The sequence below is a fragment of the Photobacterium marinum genome, from assembly GCF_000331515.1.
Classification (GTDB): domain Bacteria; phylum Pseudomonadota; class Gammaproteobacteria; order Enterobacterales; family Vibrionaceae; genus Photobacterium; species Photobacterium marinum.
The window spans coordinates 24,381-44,155 of the sequence record NZ_AMZO01000015.1 but is presented as its reverse complement, the minus strand read 5'-3'; the positions used below and the strand labels follow the sequence as shown (position 1 = coordinate 44,155).

Annotated in this window: 16 protein-coding genes; 11 read left to right on the top strand and 5 right to left on the bottom strand. The window is 43.8% G+C overall.

Going from position 1 to position 19,775, the window contains the following annotated elements:
• The first annotated feature begins 77 nt into the window (after window positions 1-77).
• Together C942_RS09900 and C942_RS09895 are read left to right on the top strand one after the other, a co-directional pair.
• Window positions 78-1,064 (top strand): threonine/serine dehydratase, encoded by a 987-nt coding sequence (locus C942_RS09900; RefSeq protein ID WP_036799547.1) that lies wholly within the window; start codon window positions 78-80, stop codon window positions 1,062-1,064.
• Window positions 1,061-1,993 carry an ornithine cyclodeaminase family protein gene (locus C942_RS09895; RefSeq protein WP_007465238.1) on the top strand — a complete coding sequence of 311 codons (933 nt, stop codon included), beginning with the start codon at window positions 1,061-1,063 and terminating at the stop codon, window positions 1,991-1,993. The genes C942_RS09900 and C942_RS09895 overlap by 4 nt, the downstream gene beginning before the upstream one ends.
• Window positions 1,994-2,060: 67 nt before the next feature.
• Here C942_RS09895 and C942_RS09890 read toward each other — a convergent pair whose 3' ends face one another.
• Together C942_RS09890 and C942_RS09885 are read right to left on the bottom strand one after the other, a co-directional pair.
• On the bottom strand, window positions 2,061-2,951 hold the full coding sequence (locus tag C942_RS09890; protein ID WP_007465237.1) for a DMT family transporter: 891 nt from the start codon (window positions 2,949-2,951) through the stop codon (window positions 2,061-2,063).
• 140 nt (window positions 2,952-3,091) lie between these two features.
• Window positions 3,092-4,459 (bottom strand): DUF4397 domain-containing protein, encoded by a 1,368-nt coding sequence (locus tag C942_RS09885; protein WP_007465235.1) that lies wholly within the window; start codon window positions 4,457-4,459, stop codon window positions 3,092-3,094.
• A 189-nt stretch (window positions 4,460-4,648) separates the two neighbouring features.
• Between C942_RS09885 and C942_RS09880 the strand changes: the two genes are divergently transcribed.
• The 4 genes from C942_RS09880 (at window position 4,649) to C942_RS09865 (ending at window position 7,689) form a co-directional block, all read left to right on the top strand.
• Window positions 4,649-5,281: a hypothetical protein gene (locus C942_RS09880; RefSeq protein ID WP_036799544.1), complete on the top strand. Its 633-nt coding sequence runs from the start codon at window positions 4,649-4,651 to the stop codon at window positions 5,279-5,281.
• A 32-nt stretch (window positions 5,282-5,313) separates the two neighbouring features.
• Window positions 5,314-5,931 (top strand): sigma-70 family RNA polymerase sigma factor, encoded by a 618-nt coding sequence (locus C942_RS09875; protein WP_232428161.1) that lies wholly within the window; start codon window positions 5,314-5,316, stop codon window positions 5,929-5,931.
• Window positions 5,924-6,610, top strand: coding sequence for a ChrR family anti-sigma-E factor (locus C942_RS09870; protein ID WP_007465232.1), 687 nt, complete (start codon window positions 5,924-5,926; stop codon window positions 6,608-6,610). Before C942_RS09875 ends, C942_RS09870 begins: the two co-directional genes overlap by 8 nt.
• Window positions 6,611-7,128: 518 nt before the next feature.
• Window positions 7,129-7,689 (top strand): TetR/AcrR family transcriptional regulator, encoded by a 561-nt coding sequence (locus C942_RS09865; RefSeq protein ID WP_083882332.1) that lies wholly within the window; start codon window positions 7,129-7,131, stop codon window positions 7,687-7,689.
• 950 nt (window positions 7,690-8,639) lie between these two features.
• On the opposite strand, the gene C942_RS09860 is transcribed toward C942_RS09865, so the two are convergent.
• Genes C942_RS09860 through C942_RS09850 form a run of 3 tightly spaced genes read right to left on the bottom strand, consistent with a single transcriptional unit; the run spans window position 8,640 to window position 11,865 of the window.
• Window positions 8,640-9,764, bottom strand: coding sequence for an ABC transporter ATP-binding protein (locus C942_RS09860; protein ID WP_007465228.1), 1,125 nt, complete (start codon window positions 9,762-9,764; stop codon window positions 8,640-8,642).
• Between the two features lie 46 nt (window positions 9,765-9,810).
• The gene (locus C942_RS09855; protein ID WP_007465226.1) at window positions 9,811-10,824 is read right to left on the bottom strand and encodes a UDP-3-O-(3-hydroxymyristoyl)glucosamine N-acyltransferase; all 1,014 of its coding nucleotides are present in this window, start codon (window positions 10,822-10,824) and stop codon (window positions 9,811-9,813) included.
• Window positions 10,825-10,848: 24 nt separating this feature from the next.
• Complete coding sequence (locus tag C942_RS09850) at window positions 10,849-11,865, bottom strand: hypothetical protein (protein ID WP_007465224.1); 1,017 nt, start codon at window positions 11,863-11,865, stop codon at window positions 10,849-10,851.
• Between the two features lie 448 nt (window positions 11,866-12,313).
• Between C942_RS09850 and C942_RS09845 the strand changes: the two genes are divergently transcribed.
• The 5 genes from C942_RS09845 to C942_RS09825 all read left to right on the top strand — a co-directional run bounded on the left by C942_RS09845 (window position 12,314) and on the right by C942_RS09825 (window position 19,690).
• Complete coding sequence (locus C942_RS09845; RefSeq protein WP_007465222.1) at window positions 12,314-13,546, top strand: sugar ABC transporter substrate-binding protein; 1,233 nt, start codon at window positions 12,314-12,316, stop codon at window positions 13,544-13,546.
• A 47-nt stretch (window positions 13,547-13,593) separates the two neighbouring features.
• On the top strand, window positions 13,594-14,880 hold the full coding sequence (locus C942_RS09840) for a carbohydrate ABC transporter permease (RefSeq protein ID WP_036799541.1): 1,287 nt from the start codon (window positions 13,594-13,596) through the stop codon (window positions 14,878-14,880).
• A gap of 2 nt (window positions 14,881-14,882) precedes the next feature.
• Window positions 14,883-15,719: a sugar ABC transporter permease gene (locus tag C942_RS09835; protein WP_007465217.1), complete on the top strand. Its 837-nt coding sequence runs from the start codon at window positions 14,883-14,885 to the stop codon at window positions 15,717-15,719.
• Between the two features lie 13 nt (window positions 15,720-15,732).
• Complete coding sequence (locus C942_RS09830) at window positions 15,733-17,580, top strand: glycoside hydrolase family 13 protein (RefSeq protein WP_007465215.1); 1,848 nt, start codon at window positions 15,733-15,735, stop codon at window positions 17,578-17,580.
• Between the two features lie 247 nt (window positions 17,581-17,827).
• The gene (locus tag C942_RS09825; protein ID WP_007465213.1) at window positions 17,828-19,690 is read left to right on the top strand and encodes an alpha-amylase family glycosyl hydrolase; all 1,863 of its coding nucleotides are present in this window, start codon (window positions 17,828-17,830) and stop codon (window positions 19,688-19,690) included.
• Window positions 19,691-19,775: the final 85 nt, after the last annotated feature.

The window sequence follows — 19,775 nt, the reverse complement described above, 5'->3', positions numbered from 1 at the left end:
ATCTTAACAATTGTTAATGCACTTATTTATCGACTCTTTTATTTTAATCATCAGGATAATTAACGAGGCAAAACCTGATGAATAAATTCAGCCAAATATTACAAAAATCACTAACACTAAATAAAAACGGTTTTTATACAAAAAAAGGTGTAAATAAAACGCCATTAATGTACTCAAACGTATTATCAGAATTGTGCGAATGCGATGTATATTTAAAATGTGAAAACCTACAAACCACAGGAAGCTTTAAAATAAGGGGAGCTACCAGCGCACTGTTGAACTTAAATAACAATGATAAGAACAACGGTGTTTTAACCGCAAGTTCAGGGAACCATGGCGCCGGAACTGCGGCAGCAGCAAAAGCATTAAACATTCCGGTTAAGATCTATGTCCCCCAGAAAATCAGTAATAAAAAAGAAAATAAAATTGCTAAATTTGGCGCAGAAATCGTAAAGGTAGATGGCAGTGCCGATTACGCTGAGCACGTTGCTCTTAATACAGCCAAAGAAACCGGTGAAACTTATATCAGCCCTTATAATCACGAAGATATCATTGCCGGCCAGGGCACTATTGGACAAGAGATTCTTACTCAAAATAGCGATATAGACACCATTATCGTCAGTGTCGGTGGCGGCGGTCTGATCAGCGGAATCGGCCTGACAACAAAGTCTATCAATCCGGAGCTTCAGCTTATTGGAGCCTTCCCGGAAAATGCACCTGCGATGAAAGTCTGCATGGAAAAAGGTCAAATTGTTGAAGTGCCTGAGCAAGACACGCTTTCCGACGGCACTGCCGGGGGTATTGAGCCAGGTAGTATCACCTTGCCAATCTGTACCGCAGTTGTTGATCAAACAGTGACTGTCACTGAAACTGAAATTGCTGATGCGATGCAGCTTATCAAAGACAGTCATAACATGATTATTGAAGGTGCCGCCGGTGTATCTGTCGCCAGCCTGATCAAAAGTAGAGTGCAATTTAAAGGTAAGCAGGTTTGCATCGTCATCTGTGGGGGCAACGTTACAGATGAAATGTTCGATAAAGCAATGCAGATGGTGGCCAAATGATTAGCTTAAACAAAAACGAAATTACAGCGAAACTACCAAGCATGAACGATGTCATGGAGATGATGAAACAGTCATACATTGACTATTCAAATAATGATTTTGAAATTCCTCCTGTCGGTCATATGCCATTACCTAATGGTGAACTTCATATCAAATATGGTATCGGCAAAAAGCAACACTATGCCGCAATTAAAATTGCATCCGGTAGCTATACTAATTATAAGATTGGCCTACCTAATTCGTACGGTTGCATCATGCTTATTAATAGCGAAACGGGCTTTCCGGAATATTTATTAAATGATGAAGGCATCCTAACAGATCACCGCACAGCGGCTGCCGGAGGTATGCTTGCAAAAGAAATAGTAGGCAACATACCAGAAGTTTCATTCGGTATTATCGGGTGTGGTATTCAAGGATATTACCAGGCAATTTATACATGCAATGCGTTATCAATTGAACATATTTTTGTATATGACATCAGTGAAGACAACATCAACACACTACAAAATAAACTTGCTGAACATAATATCACCATATCACGCTGCGACTCTGTCGAGTCACTATGCAAACAGTGCGATGTAATTACGACGGTTACTCCTGCTAAAGCAGGTTATATAAAGTATGAGTGGCTAAAAGCCAATGCTCATATCAATGCTTTTGGTTGTGATACCAAGGAGAAACAAGAGCTTGACGAATCAGTAATTAAAAATGCTGAGTTTATTCTTGCAGACAGCCTGATTCAGTGTTCGACCCAGGGTGAGTTACAGTATTTATACAACGATAAGAATCACCCTGAAATTAAACGCAAAACGATTGAATTCGGAACTTACCTGAACAACCCAAACCGCTATCAGAAAAATCGGGTTACTGTTGCCGACTTTACCGGTATCGCATCACAAGACATTATTATTGCAAATGCGGTGATTTGATTATCCTCCCACTAAAGGCCGAAACCTTGGCCTTTAGTTCCCATGAATACCAACACTCGGATTGAGATCATGAATAAGCTTTAGCCAGGCGTCGTATCAGGAAAGGACCACCACGGTATATCAACAGCGCCATCAGAATCATCATACATCCGCTCAACTTGTGCATCGGCATCTGCTCGGCATACCAGATAACGCTCAAAACCACTGTCCAGACTGGCTCCAGGATCATAATAATTGCCGCGTTGGCTGGCGAGCTATGCTTCTGTCCGGCCGTTTGCATTACATAGCGAAGACTGGTCGCAATAAGCACACTCAGAGAAAACCATACCCAGGTTGTCGAACCCACAGTTTCTGGCCAGGTTTCTGTCAACATCGACGCCACCAGCCCCATCACACCAATAACAGAAAGCTGCATACAAGTGAGCAGTAACGTCGGAATCCGCCTTGCGTACTTACTGTTGAAGTTAAAATGCAGCGCTAGCATCACAGCTGATCCAAGGAACCATATTTGGCTTGGCGATTGCTGCCAGCCATTTGCACCACCCAGTGACAACATCATCAAACCAGCAACTGCCATCGGTAATGACAGCCAGAATAATCTTGGTGGCGACTGCTTAAACAACGGCCAGGCAACAAGAGGTACAAACAGCATCGACAAACTCATGATGAACGCCCCTTCTCCAAGCGTATCGCTGACAGAAATCGCATAAATCCACAGCAAAAGCGCCGATCCCAACAGGGAACCAACCCCCATCGCCTTTAAGACATCTGTTCTGTCTACTTGCCTGAAATAACGATAGCAAAACGGCAACAGGCAAATTGATGCCAACACAAAGCGCAGACCAATAAAGCCAAATGGCGGCAGGCCCTGAATCGCTTCTTTTGAAAAAATCCAGCCAGCAGCAGCCAGCATGGTGGTTAAAACCAGAATAAAGTCGGCACGTCGCTCTTGGTGCATGTTCCCCCTGCCCGGTAATCGTTTACTTTGTATGATAATTGTTCGAAACGTAACTGAATAATTACTCAGTTACAAGTTAAAAACATAAAAAAAGCCAGCCATACGGCTGGCAAGGGTTGGCTCATAACATAATCAAATAATTATGGCGTCGGCGCGGTATTATCTTCGTTTAAAGTCAGTAAGAAACCACCGCCGGTGTTATCTGTAGCAACAGCAGAATATACACCGCCATCTTCAACGGTTGCCACCGCTTCAACAGCAGGTATAAAAGTATCGTCACTTGCAAGAATCACAGCCAGAGAATAGGTGCCGGCCGAAACAATCAAGGTAGCGGTATCTTTAAAATCAACGCCTTTTAGTACAGCTGTCGTTTCATCATAAACACCGTCTGCCGAAGCATGAATATCTACTAGTCCAAGATCACCGGCCGTCACACTGGCATGCACCACTCTCAGCTTGGCGTAAAGCGCTACGGAGCGAAGATCTTCGGGAATAATCAGAGGTTCGATAGTAGATGTTGCAATATCGTTTAGTTTACCGACCGCGTAAATACTAGTGGTAGTACCTGCGACAAATTCAGTTCCGGGTGCATCAATCACAACCAGACTATTGTCAGAAGACGCCGCAACGCTTAAGTCATAACTTCCAGGAGCTAAATCGAGACTACGAAATTGGGTAAAAGCAATATTTGTAAGGCCATCAACAGCTGCATCAGAAGCCAGCACATCCACTTCAGGTGCATCATCAACAGCGTGAACAACACGGACACCAGACTGTTCTTCACTATTTCGTAATACATTAACTTCAGTGCCGTCAGCCACCAACAGATTAACTGGTGAAACAGCGCCGCCGTCAACATTCGGAACCGCAGTAATCATCAAATCACTACCACCGACCAAATCCATTTCACCACTGTCGAAAGCAACTGTTTTGTCATCATCACCGTTGAGTGTGATTCGAATTCGATACTTACCAGATGGAATACTAACGGGCAGTTCAGTCGCATCGACTTTAAATGCCAGTCCACTGACAGCAGGTGCTTCATCAGTCAGTTCATCTGCTGTTGTCAGATAAATATCAACGGCACCAACACCAGGGTGAGCATGAAGGACATCCAACCTTACTTCATCCGAAGCAGGGGCTATATCTTCACGGGAAAGAACGACAGCTTCAATATTGGCGGCACTATTTACTGCGATAATGTCATATTGCATATCAGGCGAGAAATCGAGATTAGTACTAATCACTTCCGAACTGGTATCTCCCGGTAACAGCGCATCAACAGCAATGTCATACGCACCTGACTCAAGTTCAATCAATCCACTGCCAACCTGATAATCAACTTTTTCAAGACCTTCAACAATTCCACCATTAAGTTTCACTGCAACTTCAGGAGCATCACTACTGGCATGTGTAACCCGGATTTGTGAATCATCATCTTCTAACAATGGGCAACCTGTTATAAAAATCGCAGAGCCTAAAGCTAATACCACCGATTTGATTTGCATTTGAACACCCTCTTTCTTCTCATCATCAGTTGAGGGTAATTACGACGCTAAAAGTAGAACCGATCAGCACGGTATAGATTTTATTTACAGCGTTGTCAGTAAAACAACCTTTTGATTGAAAATTAAAGTTGGGTCATCTGATCTCTAATTTGGTCCGTATGTTTAAGAAACAACCTATAGGAGAAAAGTGTGCATATACCCGAGTTACAACCAGTATTGTTGCCCTTCTTGATAACTACTGAGCATTACTTTCCCGGAATTCAATGGCAAATCAGGGGAGATGGGCTTATTTTTGTCAACACAATCCGCGATGCAACTAAAACTGGTGGCCTCTGGTTATTAATGCAAGATAGTGATGGCAAAGTGGCTGCTGCTCAGGGTGACATCGTATCTTATGCCCGAATTGTCGAAATTGACTGGCTATCAACTGACCAAATTCGGGTTGATATCATTGTTGATAGTCTAGGGGTAATCAGTTCGACCACACCACAACACCATCACATCAAAGCAAAACCTCTCCCTCTATGGAGGACAGAACAAATAGAGCCATCAACAAATTTGCTGGCTGCAAAATTGAAAGCGCTCTTACTTGAACACCATCATGAGAGCAATTACAAAGCCTCAACTTTAGCATCGCCCCCAAATGCATTCGAAGCCGATTTCGATAACCCATGCTGGTTATGCTGGCGCTGGCTGGAGCTGTTGCCATTGCCTTTAAAGACCAAACAAAAGCTTCTCAGGCATTCTTCCCCGGATGTTTGTCTCAGATATTTGAAAAAAATCATTAATCAAAGTGATCGCCTAGCACAACTATTGCGTTAACTGATTATGGATCCCATGCTTGCAGTAGAACCATGATTAAGACAAACCAATGCCTTAACACCGGAAACGCAAAGAAGCCCATGCTCAACGAAGCCTTGCCAAAACCTGACCTGGCAGTACTGCTTTATAACATTGCTAATGATCGCTGTAAGAAAAGTTACGAAAAGCTCTTTGTTCTGATTGCGCCCAAGCTGCTTAATTACTCTCGTAAACAGCTCAGAGATGAAACCATGGCAATGGAAATTGTGCAGGAGACCATGTTAAAAATCTGGTTGAAAGCCAGCCTTTATGACGAATCTAAAGGTGCTGCTTTGACATGGATTTATTCTGTTGCAAGGAATGTAAAATTTGATCTCCTGAGGAAAACAAAGCATCAGAATGACTGGGTTCAGGGCGATGACCTCTGGCCTGTTCTGTGTGAAGAGACCGATTCCGACAAACTTCCCAAAGAGTTTCATTCTATTGTCAGCAAAGAGCTTCATGACTTAATTAATACCCTGCCGTCTACTCAGGCGGTAGTTGTTCGTATGATTTGTTTACAGGGCGCTTCACATCAGGATGTGGCCGATGCCCTTGATGTCCCGCTGGGCACTGTTAAAAGTCGGCTTCGACTTGCGCTACAGAAAATGAAGGAGGCACTCGATGACTAGCATTCAATTTCACCCGACAGCGGAAACTCTGGCAAAACATGTTGCAGGTGAGTTGGATCCTGCTTCAAGCATCATGCTGAGTGCTCATATTGAACTCTGTGCAGACTGCCGACAACAAGTTACTGATATTGAAACAGCACAAGCTAGGGAGTTAGCACTTTCTCCCTCAGAGCCCTTATCTGATGAACTAAATAACATGCTAGATCAAATTCTTCGTCATAAAGAAGCTCCTCAAAATGAAGGTGTCGATTATCAGCCTGAGCAGCAGGAGGCTGTATTGACGATCAATAACAAGTCATTCAAGCTCCCCAGAGCGCTGCAACGCCACGAAGACCAAATAGGTCCCTGGACCCACCTACCGGGTAATATCAAACGTGCCCATGTCACGACCGGCGGTGAAAGCAAAATGAACTTCATTTATATGGATAGTAACAGCTCGCTGCCTCAACACACTCATCAAGGACAGGAGATTACCCTGGTTCTGGCAGGCAAGTTCTGTGATGAACAGGCGACTTATTACCCGGGGGACTTCATTGTGCAAACAAGAGAAAACAAGCACTCACCTAAGACTGAGGAAAATCAGGATTGCCTGTGCCTGACACTGCTTGACGCACCACTACATTTCACTTCAGGGCTTGCAACCTTACTGAACCCGTTCAGTCAGCTGTTTTTTCGTTGAAATAGTTCGTATCGATAAACCAAGTTAAGGTCAGATAACAGCGCTAGTAGCTACTACTGGCGCTTTTACTTTCTTATCCTCTACATCAACTGTCTATAAAAACAACAATTAGGTTTTTTACTCTAAACCAGTTCAATACACTTTCTATTGCATTCCTTCGGGATGTTAGTACCGACATTACGCGAAGCTAGCGTCCGCTATTGGTACAAAAGGCCTCTTTAAACCTACCATCGCTAACCAACCATTGAAGAGGCCTTCTTCTCGCACAGATAGGCGAAGTACCACAGCCATGTTAAACATGACTGAAAAATATAGCTTTTAAAGTGTAAATAACAGCTTACAGAGTGACAACGTCACAAAAGGAGAAGCTGAACCTAAAAAGATACATTAATGCGACATCTTTTATTTTAAATTTATCGGATACCATTCATTAAATATCCAAATATTAAAACCGAATAATCAGACAACAGGTATGATCAGATCTGATTAAATGACAAAGTCACTGGATCCATAACTAAATGCTGCTATTATGGCGACCACTATTAAGAGATCATTCAATAATAAAAATGCCTAGAGTAAGCCAAGCTGTCGCTGCAGAAACCCGACGCAGAATTGTCGACATATCATTCGATATTGCGATGAATGAAGGTTTTGAAAATTTAACTTTTGGGACAATTGCGAAAAAAGTCGGAATCACCCGTTCAGGTATCAATGCCCACTTTAAACTGAAAGCAGATTTGATTGCTGAACTAAAGCCTATGTTCTTGGAAATCATCACACGCCCGCTGATTTTCACCTCACCAGATGCATTCTTTACATCTTGGGTTTATGCGATTCATCATGAGACAGAATTTGTTAAAGCAGTCAAACACATAGGACCAATAATCTCACCATTACAGGGACTTAGCAGCATTTTTGATGCCATCCGCGGAGAGCAAACTGATATCGAACGCTGTATCTATATGAGCCTTGGTTATGCCATTGTCCATTTATCTGAAGATAACTGCACAGCATGCAATAGAAATGATCACCAGCCAGAAAATGAAGCCCTGACAGAACAAATGACAGAAGTTGCATAATAAGTTTACATGACAAGTTTATTAATTAAGAACCAAATATTCATTATATTAGAAAACCATTATATTATAATTTAATTAAACTCATCACCTCGCCCAATTAATATAAAATACAATGACCGCTTAACAATATAATCAAAAAAAAACAATTCAACCCTGTCTTTAAATACCATTTCTATAAGCCATGATTATATTAAAATAGAAAACCGATATTAACAAAAACAATTAGAATCCAAATGAATTTAAATTTAAAAAGAACACCATTAATTAATGATAAGTAATATTTAAAACTACCAAGCTCACCTTTAATCACAAGGCTTCAGATTAATTACAGAGAAATAAAATAAACATCACCAACAAAAAAACATTAAAAATCAGCAACTAATATCAATTTGAATGTTTTTTGCTTCTATTGGGCTCTTGTAATAATTCTGTCATAAAACAAAGATAGTATACGCGAGGCGTTTTCTATACCTCATTCAATTGTATACACAGCAGGTTTGGACAGATTGCTATTCAATTGCTATCAACTACTGGTTAATTATTCAGCTTATGGAGCTCCAGACACCAGACGAAATAGCCAATATCGCCTTTCAGGTTACAATCAAGAGCAAAAATGACAAACGACAAAGCTCGCGTGAAAAAGCGAACCAGACAGCTTGCACAAACAATATCCAGGAAAACTAAAGCCAATCATTTGCAACTTATTGCTGAAAAACAAAGTGCTAACCATGGGCAAACTAACAAAGCAACCAGCTACGAGCATTCAATACACAGTTAGCGTACTCCCATAGCGTGTTTCCTCATTATGCGACGGCACTAAAAAAGCCGGGCGTCCTGCCCGGCTGGTTATTGAGTCGAGGAATAGATTTCTTTTCAAACCAACAACGCATCATCCTTTGCGTGATATAGAGACGTACCCAATATAAAACGTAAATCAGTAGCCTGCCGCATCAATCCAGCGTCAGGTTATCTCCCGTTGCAATATCAAAAATGTGACTAAATTCAGTGTCTAACACAAACTGCTTCTCTGAGTTAATCGCTGACATAGACAGCAGCGGATCATGAATCCGACTAATCATCTGATACTCGGCAACATCAAAGTACACATACTTTTCATTACCCATGTTCTCGATGACGGAAATCCTGGCTGGTAGTGCGTTAGCAATACCGTCACCTTCCTGAATCGAAATATGTTCTGGGCGTAGACCAAAGCACACTTTCTGATCCACATACTGATCCAGCTTGTCGGCAAAACGTGCTGGCAGTGCTATTAGCTTGTCTATACCAAGATCAACATAATATGTCTCGTCCAGTTTTCGCAGATAAACCTCAATCAGGTTCATTGCTGGAGAACCAATAAAACCAGCAACAAAACGGTTACGAGGATAGTTATACAGATTCACCGGTGTATCGACCTGCATGATCTGACCGCTGTTCAGTACACAAATCCGATCACCAAGCGTCAGAGCTTCGGTCTGATCATGAGTAACGTAGATCATGGTCGCCGGATTACCTTCTTCTTTAAGTTGCTGGTGAAGCTGAGCAATTTTTACCCGCATCGAAACACGCAACTTAGCATCAAGGTTAGACAGTGGTTCATCAAACAGGAAAACATCCGGTTTACGAACAATCGCGCGACCTACAGCAACACGCTGGCGCTGGCCACCGGACATCTCTTTTGGCTTACGATCGAGAAGATCAGTAATTTCCAGTTTTTCTGCCGCTTCTCGAACACGACGATCAATCTCAGCTTTTGGTCGCTTTTGCATCTTCAGACCAAACGCCATGTTGTCGTAAACCGTCTTATGCGGATAAAGCGCATAGTTCTGGAATACCATGGCAATGCCGCGCTCTTTAGGCGGCAAGTCATTCACCACCTGGTTGCCGATACGAATCTCACCGCCTGAGATCGATTCCAGTCCGGCAATCATTCTCAGCGTGGTTGATTTGGCACAACCTGACGGTCCCACGAAAACCATGAACTCCCCTTCATGGATATCCAGGTCAATGCCATGTACGGCCTTAAAACCATTTTCATATTGCTTTGTTACTTGGCTAAGCTTCACATTTGCCATGTATGACTCCGAAAAATTGTCGCTAGCGCAGAGTTCCACCCGAAGATCAGATCAACTTCCTTAACCATCTTCTTAAAACACCTGGTGACTCTGATTCCACAGTAGCTGCAGACAGCTTTGACTGAGGCTGTCGGGAAAGCTTGTTCAGGGCTGCTACTGTGCTTAAAAATTGAGATGACTCGCGTGCAGGGTAACCACAAAGCTGGCTGTTTGGCTTGCAGGACTTGGTAACTCCGGCCTGTGCCTTGATCATCGTTCCGTGACCAATCCGCAACCCTCCAGCCAGTCCGGCCTGACCATGAACAATGACGTGGTCTTCAAGTATTGTCCATCCGGCAATACCAACCTGAGATACGATCAAGCAATGCTGACCAATTTTCACGTCATGACCAATCTGAATCTGATTATCCAGCTTTGTTCCCCGGCCAATCACCGTCGAACCGAATGTGCCGCGATCAATGGTATTATTGGCACCAATCTCGACATCATCTTCAATAATGACTCGTCCTACACTCTCTAACCGAATGTATTCACCATGCTCAAATAAATACTCAAAGCTGTAATTACCTATCGAGCAATTAGCATCAATGGTGACATTACTACCAATCACCGTACCTTCTTTAATAACGGTATTGGCATGAACCACAACGTTGTCACCAATGGTGACACCATTCATGATTTTTACACCCGGCATGAAATAACAGTCTTTGCCAATAGAGACATGATTACCGATATGTACATCACTACGATCTGAGGTATTGCACTGGTCTTCTAAGCCATAACGTTTCACTTTATAAAAGCGCAGTAACTGATTCAATTTCATCGGATCGATCTTATCTATCACGATAAGTGTTTTATCTTTGACAGACTCAATTACCGATGGTCCGATAATCACCTCAGCTTTTGATGTTTCCAATGCGTTCAGATCTTTCTTCTGGTGAATAATTGCCAGGCCACCCTTTACATTATCGTGAATATCTACGATCTCATTAATCTCGATATCCGCCTGGCCAATAAGTTTTCCACCTAATAATTGCGCGATTTCTGCTGCAGTAATCATGCTCTATTCCTAAGTCAAACTATCCTAGAAACGATATTGCGCGAATAGTTTGAAGTTGTCACTGTCCTTATCCGCAAATTTCTTATCATCCATATCATGCTTTTCGCGAATAAGTTCAACTTCAGCAGATACCCACCATTTTTCACCAATAGTTTGTTGATACCCCAAAGTGGTTTTATTGATGTTCTCGAAATACTTAGTACTGCTACCATTACTACGAGAGGTGTTAGTTTCTTTTTCACTAAAGCGGTGTTTCACGAAAACACGCTTACCTTCACCAAAACTATATGCTAGCTCTGGTTCAATATAGCGTTCAGTAAAATCAATGTTTTCTTTCCAGCTATTAGTTGTATCCTGATTCTCATAGTACAGCTCTGCTGCCATAAAGAACTTACCTAAGTTCATGAATGGCTTAAAGCTTACATGATAAAGATCAGTGTCAGCATCACCCCATTGGTTTTTGTCAGCATCTTTCCAACCAACAGATGCATCACTATAGAAGCCCCACTGCCCTTCATTATTCCAATAACCCAACCAAGTGCTGAACTCATGCTGAGCTTCTGTAGTATTAATCTTTCTATCTGAGCGGCCACTATTGGATTCAATCGCGTAACCATCCTCATATTCAAGACTATAACCCAAACCAGTATTCAGGCTTTCAGAAAGAACATATCGATAATTTGTCGAAAGCTCATATTTAACAGTTTCTTCATTAAGAAACTCACCGTTATTCTTACGTATTGAGTTAGTGATTTGAGTAATTTTATAGTTACCGAAAAGATTCAAGTCATTGAAGTTGTAGAAACCATCGATATAGCTATTTTCTTTATGCTTTTCAGTATAGGTTTGAGTAGGGTCAGAATAATTAGTAAATTCTGTTTCTTTAAACTCATAGGCTACGCCAACGTGACCATTAACATTCGTTACCACATTCACAAGCTGGTCAAAAGTATTGGATGTATCAGACGGAGCGACCTCTGCGTGTGCATACCCTGCAGCCAAAGCATTTACAATCAGTACCGACAATAAGGACTTGTTCATTACCTTGATCCTTGAAGATTTGAGTTATTGTGTTTTGTTAGTGGTACATGGCGTACTACTAATTCTAGAGATACAAATACAAAGGTCAACCAGGATACAAGCAATTTCATGTGATGATATTCACACTAACGTTTATTTTACGTAATTAATTAACTCATCAAAGATAAGAAATATTCTTATTAATTGTCTATTTCCTTAAGGGATATTTATGCGCCACAAAAATAGAGGAAAAATAAATCCCAAACAGTGCACTATATAAATAGAGGCTTTATTTCCACTTCTGTAAACTCTCCCCACATCCACAAATCGAGTTAATTTATTACACCGTCTTTGATAGCAATCACACTTCGGTCAATAACGTCAGATTATTTCTTGACTGCTAATTAAGCAGAATTAGTATTTGAGTAGTACGTGGCGTACTACTAACAAAACTTAAAGGTAAGAGAAAATGAAAAAGATCATCTTGTCTGCACTACTGTCATCCGGACTTATGGCCTCTGCCCTACCGGTAATGGCGTCACAAACTATCCAACCAGAAGAAGGCGCTGCACTGCAAGTTTGGGCGGATAAGGGTGCCAGCACCGATTTCATGAAATACGCCGCAAAAGAATTCGAAACCAAATACAACATTGATATCGACGTTCGCTCTGTCAGCCCGCTAAACGCAATTAACCGACTAATCCAGGACGGCTCATCAACCCGTGTGGGCGATATCGTTGAATTCCCGCATGACTTCCTTGGCCGTGCCGTGACATCCGGTGTGATTATGGAAAACCTGGTCAGCGGAGATCGTGTTGACAATGACTTCATCCACAGTGCGGCAGTGGCCGCCAAAGACAGCAAAGGTGTAACCTACGGTTTCCCGCTATCATTTGAAACGCTTGTTCTGTTCTATAACAAAGACCTTTTACCTCAAACGCCAACCAGTTTCGAACAGATCATCGAATTCAGTAAAGGCTATACCAACCCAAAAGAGCACAAATACGCCCTGCTGTGGGATATCCAGAATTACTATGAATCCCGCATGTTCCTGTCTATGTACAACGGCTATGAGTTCGGTAACGACGGTAGAGATGCCAACGATGTAGGTATTGCAACAACGGGCGCTGTTAAAGGCATCCAGGCCATGCTTGAACTGCGTGACACTACTAACTCTAACTCAGAAGACATGAACCAGGTTCAGGTTCGTCGTGGTCTGTTCACTGAAGGTAAAGCCGCAGCGATCATCGACGGCCCTTGGGCTGTAGAAGGTTACATCAATTCAGGCATCAATCTGGGTGCTGTGCCTGTACCTAGCTTCAAAGGCAAGAAGCCAACGACTTTCGCTTCTGTAAAAATGCTGGCCGTATCTTCATTCACTCAATACCCTCGTGCAGCCCAGCTGTTTGCTGATTTCGTCACGTCTGAAGATATGCAGCTGAAACGCTTTGAAATGATGAAAGCGATCCCGCCTCACAAAGGTGCGATGGAAAAACTGGCGAAAACCGGTGATGCATTTACCAAAGCGATCATTGCTCAGGGTTACCACGCAGACGCCATGCCTTCAATTCCTGAAATGGGCTACGTATGGCAACCGGCAACAGCTGCACTGGCTGACATCTGGAATAACAAAGCTGATGTACAGGCTTCTTTGAAAAAAGCCGAGTCAGTTATCAAACAGCAAATCGCTATGCAGCAGTAATTTGCAGCAATTATTCGATTCGCCATCAAGAGTAAAAGAGTAGATATATGTTAATTAGTGTAGAGAAAAGAGGAGCATTCCACGTTCCTCTATCTCTCCTTGTCATGGGCGCAACCCAACTAAAAAATAACCAATATCTGAAAGGGTTATTTTATTTAGCTGCACAGTTATTATTCGTCACCTACCTGCCGGATCTGATCGCTGCGCTACAAGGCTTAATCACCTTAGGGGACGTTGCCCAAACGCGGAGAGGCTTCGATATTATTCAGGGTGATAACTCTGTATTCATGTTAGTAGAAGGCGTAATTGCCCTGATCCTATCGCTTTTCTTCGTCTGGCTTTACATCGTCAATGTAAAAGACGCACTGAAAAGTGAGAAAACAGAGCTGACGCTGAAAGAACAGATCCACAAGTTCTACGACGATAACTTTGCATTTATTGCGTTGAGCCCGGCAGGCATTGCTGCAACATTCTTTGTTGTCATGCCGATTGTAATTACCGTTCTGGTTTCGTTCACCAACTATTCGGCACCGAATCATATTCCGCCGCGTAACCTGGTTGACTGGGTCGGTTTTGGTAACTTCCTCCAGCTATTCCAACTGAAGATCTGGTCTGAGACCTTCTTCGGCGTAGCAGCCTGGACAGTTATCTGGGCATTGTCTGCGACATTCTGTGTTTTTGTCTTCGGCTTTATTCTTGCACTGGCGGTTGAAAAGAAAGACGTCAAATTCAAGAAGCTGTGGCGTTTCGTCTTCATTCTGCCGTATGCCATTCCGGCGTTCGTCACCCTGCTGGTGTTCCGCCTGCTACTGAACGGGATCGGCCCGGTCAACAATCTGCTGTCTGTGTGGGGAATTGATTCAATCCCGTTCCTGACTGACCCGATTATGGCGAAGTTCATGGTTGTTGCTATCAGTGTCTGGGTTGGCGCACCGTATTTCATGCTGCTGATTTCCGGCGCTCTGACCAATATTCCGGCCGACCTATACGAAGCCAGCGAAATTGATGGTGCAGGTAAATTTCAGCAGTTCTATGAAATTACCCTGCCGATGGTACTTCATCAGATCGCACCATCGTTGGTAATGACCTTTGCACACAACTTCAATAACTTCGGTGCCATTTACCTGCTGACCAACGGCGGTCCGATTAACCCGGATTACCGCTTCGCAGGCCACACCGACATTTTGATCACCTGGATCTACAAGCTGACACTGGACTTCCAGCAGTATCACATCGCCTCTGTGGTTTCGATTGTCATCTTCCTGTTCCTGTCTGGCATCGCTATCTGGCAGTTCAGACGCATGAAATCCTTTAAAGACGATGTGGGGATGTAATTATGTTGGCTAAACGCAAAATCAATTTAGCAAACGGCCTGGTTTACCTGTTCCTGATTACCAATGCCGTCATTGTACTGGCACCGATCGTCTGGACCATTCTGGCCTCATTCAAGCCGGGCCAGAACCTATTCAGCACCAGTTTCGGCGGTTTTGGTTTCACGTTAGAGCACTATAAAACCCTGCTGTTCGAGACATCTTATGTTCAGTGGTACAAAAACACCCTGATCCTGTCTGTACTGAACATGCTGATTTCTCTGGTGCTGGTAACCATGACGGCTTACACCTTCTCGCGTTACCGCTTCAAGAACAAAAGGAATGTCATGATGGGGATTCTGATTCTGCAAATGTTCCCGGCATTCCTGTCAATGACAGCGATTTATATCTTCCTGTCAAAACTGAACCTGATTGACAGCTACCTTGGCCTGTTGCTGGTCTACGTTACCGGGTCACTTCCATTCCTGGCCTGGTTGGTGAAAGGCTACTTCGATGCCATCCCGACTTCGCTGGATGAAGCGGCAAAAATCGACGGTGCCGGTCACTTTACAATTTTTTGGGAAATTATCTTACCGCTTGCAAAACCAATAATGGTGTTTGTTGCCCTGGTGTCTTTCACTGCGCCGTGGATGGACTTCATCCTGCCGACTCTGATCCTCCGCAGTGAAGAAAATCAGACCCTGGCAGTGGGGATCTTCAGTTGGATCTCATCCCAGTCAAGCGAGAATTACACCCTGTTTACCGCAGGTGCATTACTTGTTGCTGTACCGATTACCCTTCTCTTCATGCTGCTGCAAAAGCATATCGCAAGCGGCCTGGTGAGCGGTGCAGTTAAGGAATAACGAAGGAAATACCATGATCACGAGAAGTTCGCTGATTCATACAGCAAAAAGTGCATTCAGCTACGCGAATGACAAAGAAACACTGCATATTCGAATGCGCAGTGCGAAAGGTGAAGTGGAAAAGGTAACCTTGTGGATTGGCGATCCGTACAAGTGGGAAGAAGGTGGCCTTGATGGTGGTAACCTTGAAGGTAGCGATGCCTACGGTTGGAGCGGCGGCGAAGAAGTCGAAATGGAACTTGAAGGCTCAACCGAGCTGTATGACTGCTGGTTTGCGGCATACAAACCAACCCGCAAGCGTACCCGTTACGGATTTATCCTGACCGATAAAGAAAGCCAGGAAAAACTGCTGTTCGGTGAGAAAAAATGTGTCCCCCTAACCGATGATCAACAGGCAAACAGCAAGGCACTGAGCCACCTGAGCAACTTTTACTGTTTCCCGTACATCAACCCGGCTGACGTGCTTTCCACTCCGGAATGGGTTAAAGACACCACCTGGTATCAGATTTTCCCTGAACGTTTTGCTAACGGCCGTCCGGATATTTCACCGGCAAACGTTGAGCCATGGGGTAGCAAACCGACCAACGACAACTTCATGGGTGGCGATCTGTGGGGTGTAATTGACCACCTGGATTATCTACAGGAACTGGGTATCAACGGTCTGTATTTCTGCCCGATTTTCTTTGCCAACGCCAACCACAAGTACGACACCATCGACTACATGCAAGTCGACCCGCACTTTGGTGGCAAAGAAGCATTTAAAGCTCTGGTTGAAGCAGCCCACAAGCGCGGCATGAAAGTGATGCTGGATGCAGTTTTCAACCATATCGGCAACGAATCTCCACTATGGCTGGATGTGGTTGAAAACGGTGAAAAGTCCAAATACAAAGACTGGTTCTGGATTAAAGACTTCCCGGTTTATCCGGACAAGCCGCTGGAAACCTGGGATTTCACCAACCTGAATTACGAAACTTTCGGCAATGTTCACACCATGCCGAAGCTGAACACCGAAAACCCGGAATGCCGAGCATACCTGTTAGACGTCGCTCGTTACTGGGTGGAAGAATTTGATATCGACGGCTGGCGCCTGGATGTTGCCAACGAGGTAGATCACCAGTTCTGGCGCGACTTCCGCAAAGTTGTTAAGTCTATCAAACCGGACTGCTACATTCTGGGTGAAATCTGGCATGAAGGCATGGCGTGGCTGCAGGGCGATCAATACGACTCACTGATGAACTACCCGCTGACTTCAGCAATCAAGGAGTTCTTTGCATTTGATAATACTGATGCCCGCAATTTTACATATGACGTAAATAACTCGTACCTGAATTATCCTCGTAACGTGAACGCATCCATCTTCAACCTGCTGGAAAGCCATGATACATCTCGCATCATCAGCGAGGCCGGTGGTAGCAAAGATAAAGCTAAACTGTCGTACCTGTTTATGTTCACTCAGATTGGCAGCCCATGTATCTACTATGGCGGTGAGATTGGCATGGAAGGCTACAAAGCCATGGGATCTGAAGACCACCGCAAGTGCATGGAATGGGATGAGTCTAAACAGGATCAGGATTTCAAAACTTTCATTCAATCACTAATTAACCTGCGCAAAGAGTTTTCTGACTTACAGGCGCCATCTATTCAATGGTTGCATGTCGGTAAACAGCAGAAAACGCTCATTTACCAGCGCGGAAATGTGATTGTCATGATGAACAATGAATCATCTGAAAGCACTTTTGAACTTCCAGAAGAATTAGCTCATAAACCCATAAAAGATTTATTGACCTATAAAAGTGAAGAATTTGAGAGTCAAATTACACTTCCTGCTTATGGATATAAAGTAATCCAAATCGAAAAGTAATATTTGGCTTTCAGATAACACGTTAATCAAGCAATCAAAATAATCATGAAGGTGTTCCTGCACTCTTCATAGCTCCGCAATATAAACATAGGAGGAAAGATTAAAAAGCAGAGACCATTACATAATTAACAACAAGAAAGAAACATCCTGTAGTAAATAAGCAATCTCATTGTGCCCGGATATTCACCTGAATATTCGGGTACTTTGAACATATGTGAAAACAATAAAGATAGAATTAGAGGGAATAATGAAAAAATCAATGATCTTACTCTCTGCTCTGGTTTTCTCTCAGGCTGCCATTGCTGACTGGAATCAGGCATATTTCAGAGGAACGCCGAACGGATGGCAAAGCGAAGCCATGACCTACATGGGCGACAACCAATGGCAAATCATCAAAACCTTCCGCAACGGCGCTGATAGCCTGGCACCCAGCTTCAAAATTGACCGCTATGGCAACTGGCAAGAAAGCTACCCTCAGAAAAACTTCACTGTAGACCCGAACAAAACCTATATCATCAACTTCTACGATGATACCCAGCAAGTCTTTATTCACGAAAAACCAGCACTGGAAATGCGTGACAGAACCATGTATTTCGTCTTCCTGGACCGCTTCTCTGATGGTGATTCAAGCAACAACGTCGGTCACGACAGTCGCTCTTATTCTGCCGATGGCAGCAACCTGAAAAAATACCAGGGTGGCGATATCCGCGGTCTGATCAACAAACTCGACTACTTGAAAGATATGGGTGTCGGCGCCATCTGGATCACCCCACCAATCGACAACGTTGACGGTGCCAACCAATACGGTGACGCGGCATACCATGGCTACTGGGGTAAAGACTTCTTCAAGGTTGACGAACACCTGGGCACCCTTGATGATTTCAAAGAGCTGGTTGCAAAAATGCACAGCCCGGTATACGACATGAAGCTGGTACTGGACTATGCACCAAACCACTCTAACCCGAATGACGAAATGGAATTCGGTGCCCTTTACCGCAACGGCCAGCACATTACTAATTATCAGAGTGATGTTGCCGCCGGTACCAACTGGTATCACCACAACGGTGGGGTTAACAACTGGAACGACTGGTATCAAGTCACTCATCACAACCTGTTCAACCTGACCGATTTCGACCAAAACAACCAGGCTACCTATAACTACCTGACAGACGGTGCCAAATTCTGGATTGATATGGGCGTTGACGCCATCCGTATCGACGCCATCAAGCACATGGAAAAATCTTTCATCCAGCGCTGGACCGGCGATCTTTACAACTATGCTCAATCTAAAGGCCGCGGATTTTTCTTCTTCGGTGAGTGGTTCGGTGCCAGTGCAACATCTAAAACAGGTATCGACGGAATGGCGTTGGACTATGCCAATACTTCCGGCTCAGCCCTACTGGACTTCGGACTGCGTGACACCATGGAGCGAGTGCTTACCAACCGCACAAACATGTACACGCTTAACAACTACCTGAAAGAACGTGATACGGCCTTCACATCATCGGACTGGCAGGTTACCTTCCTGGACAACCATGACATGGCGCGAATCAGTACCGCGCTACGCTCAGACAAAAACACCTTCGGCCCAAGCAACAATGAAGCTGGTGGCCGCCTGAGTGCAGACTTTGCTCGTCAGCGTCTGGAACTGGGTCTGGCAGTGATCATGACATCCCGTGGTATTCCTTGTATTTACTATGGAACCGAGCAGTACGCTGCAAACTTTACCGTTAACAGCTTCGGCCAGGTAGGCAGCGATCCATTCAACCGTGAAGTTATGCCTGGCTTCGATCAAAGCACACCGGCCTACTCGTTGATCAAAAAACTCAGCGATCTGCGTGATGACAGCTTTGCAATCCAACAGGGCAACTACGTCGAACGCTGGGTAAATGAAAATGTACTGGTGTTCGAACGTAATGCCGGGGATGACGTAGTGCTGGTTGCCGCTAATATCGGTCCAACCACCAGCGTTAATGTACAGAATATCGGTCTTGCAAACGGTACTTATCAGAACCTGCTGGATTCAAACTCTGTCGTTGTCGCTGACGGTAATGCACAAATCAGCCTGAAACAAAACGAAGTGGTTATTTTGCGTACAATTCAGAAATAAGGACAGGATTATATTCAACCCGCTTAAAAGCGATTGGATATATGAACAATTATTTAATAATTTGACCAGAATCCTGAACCAATGA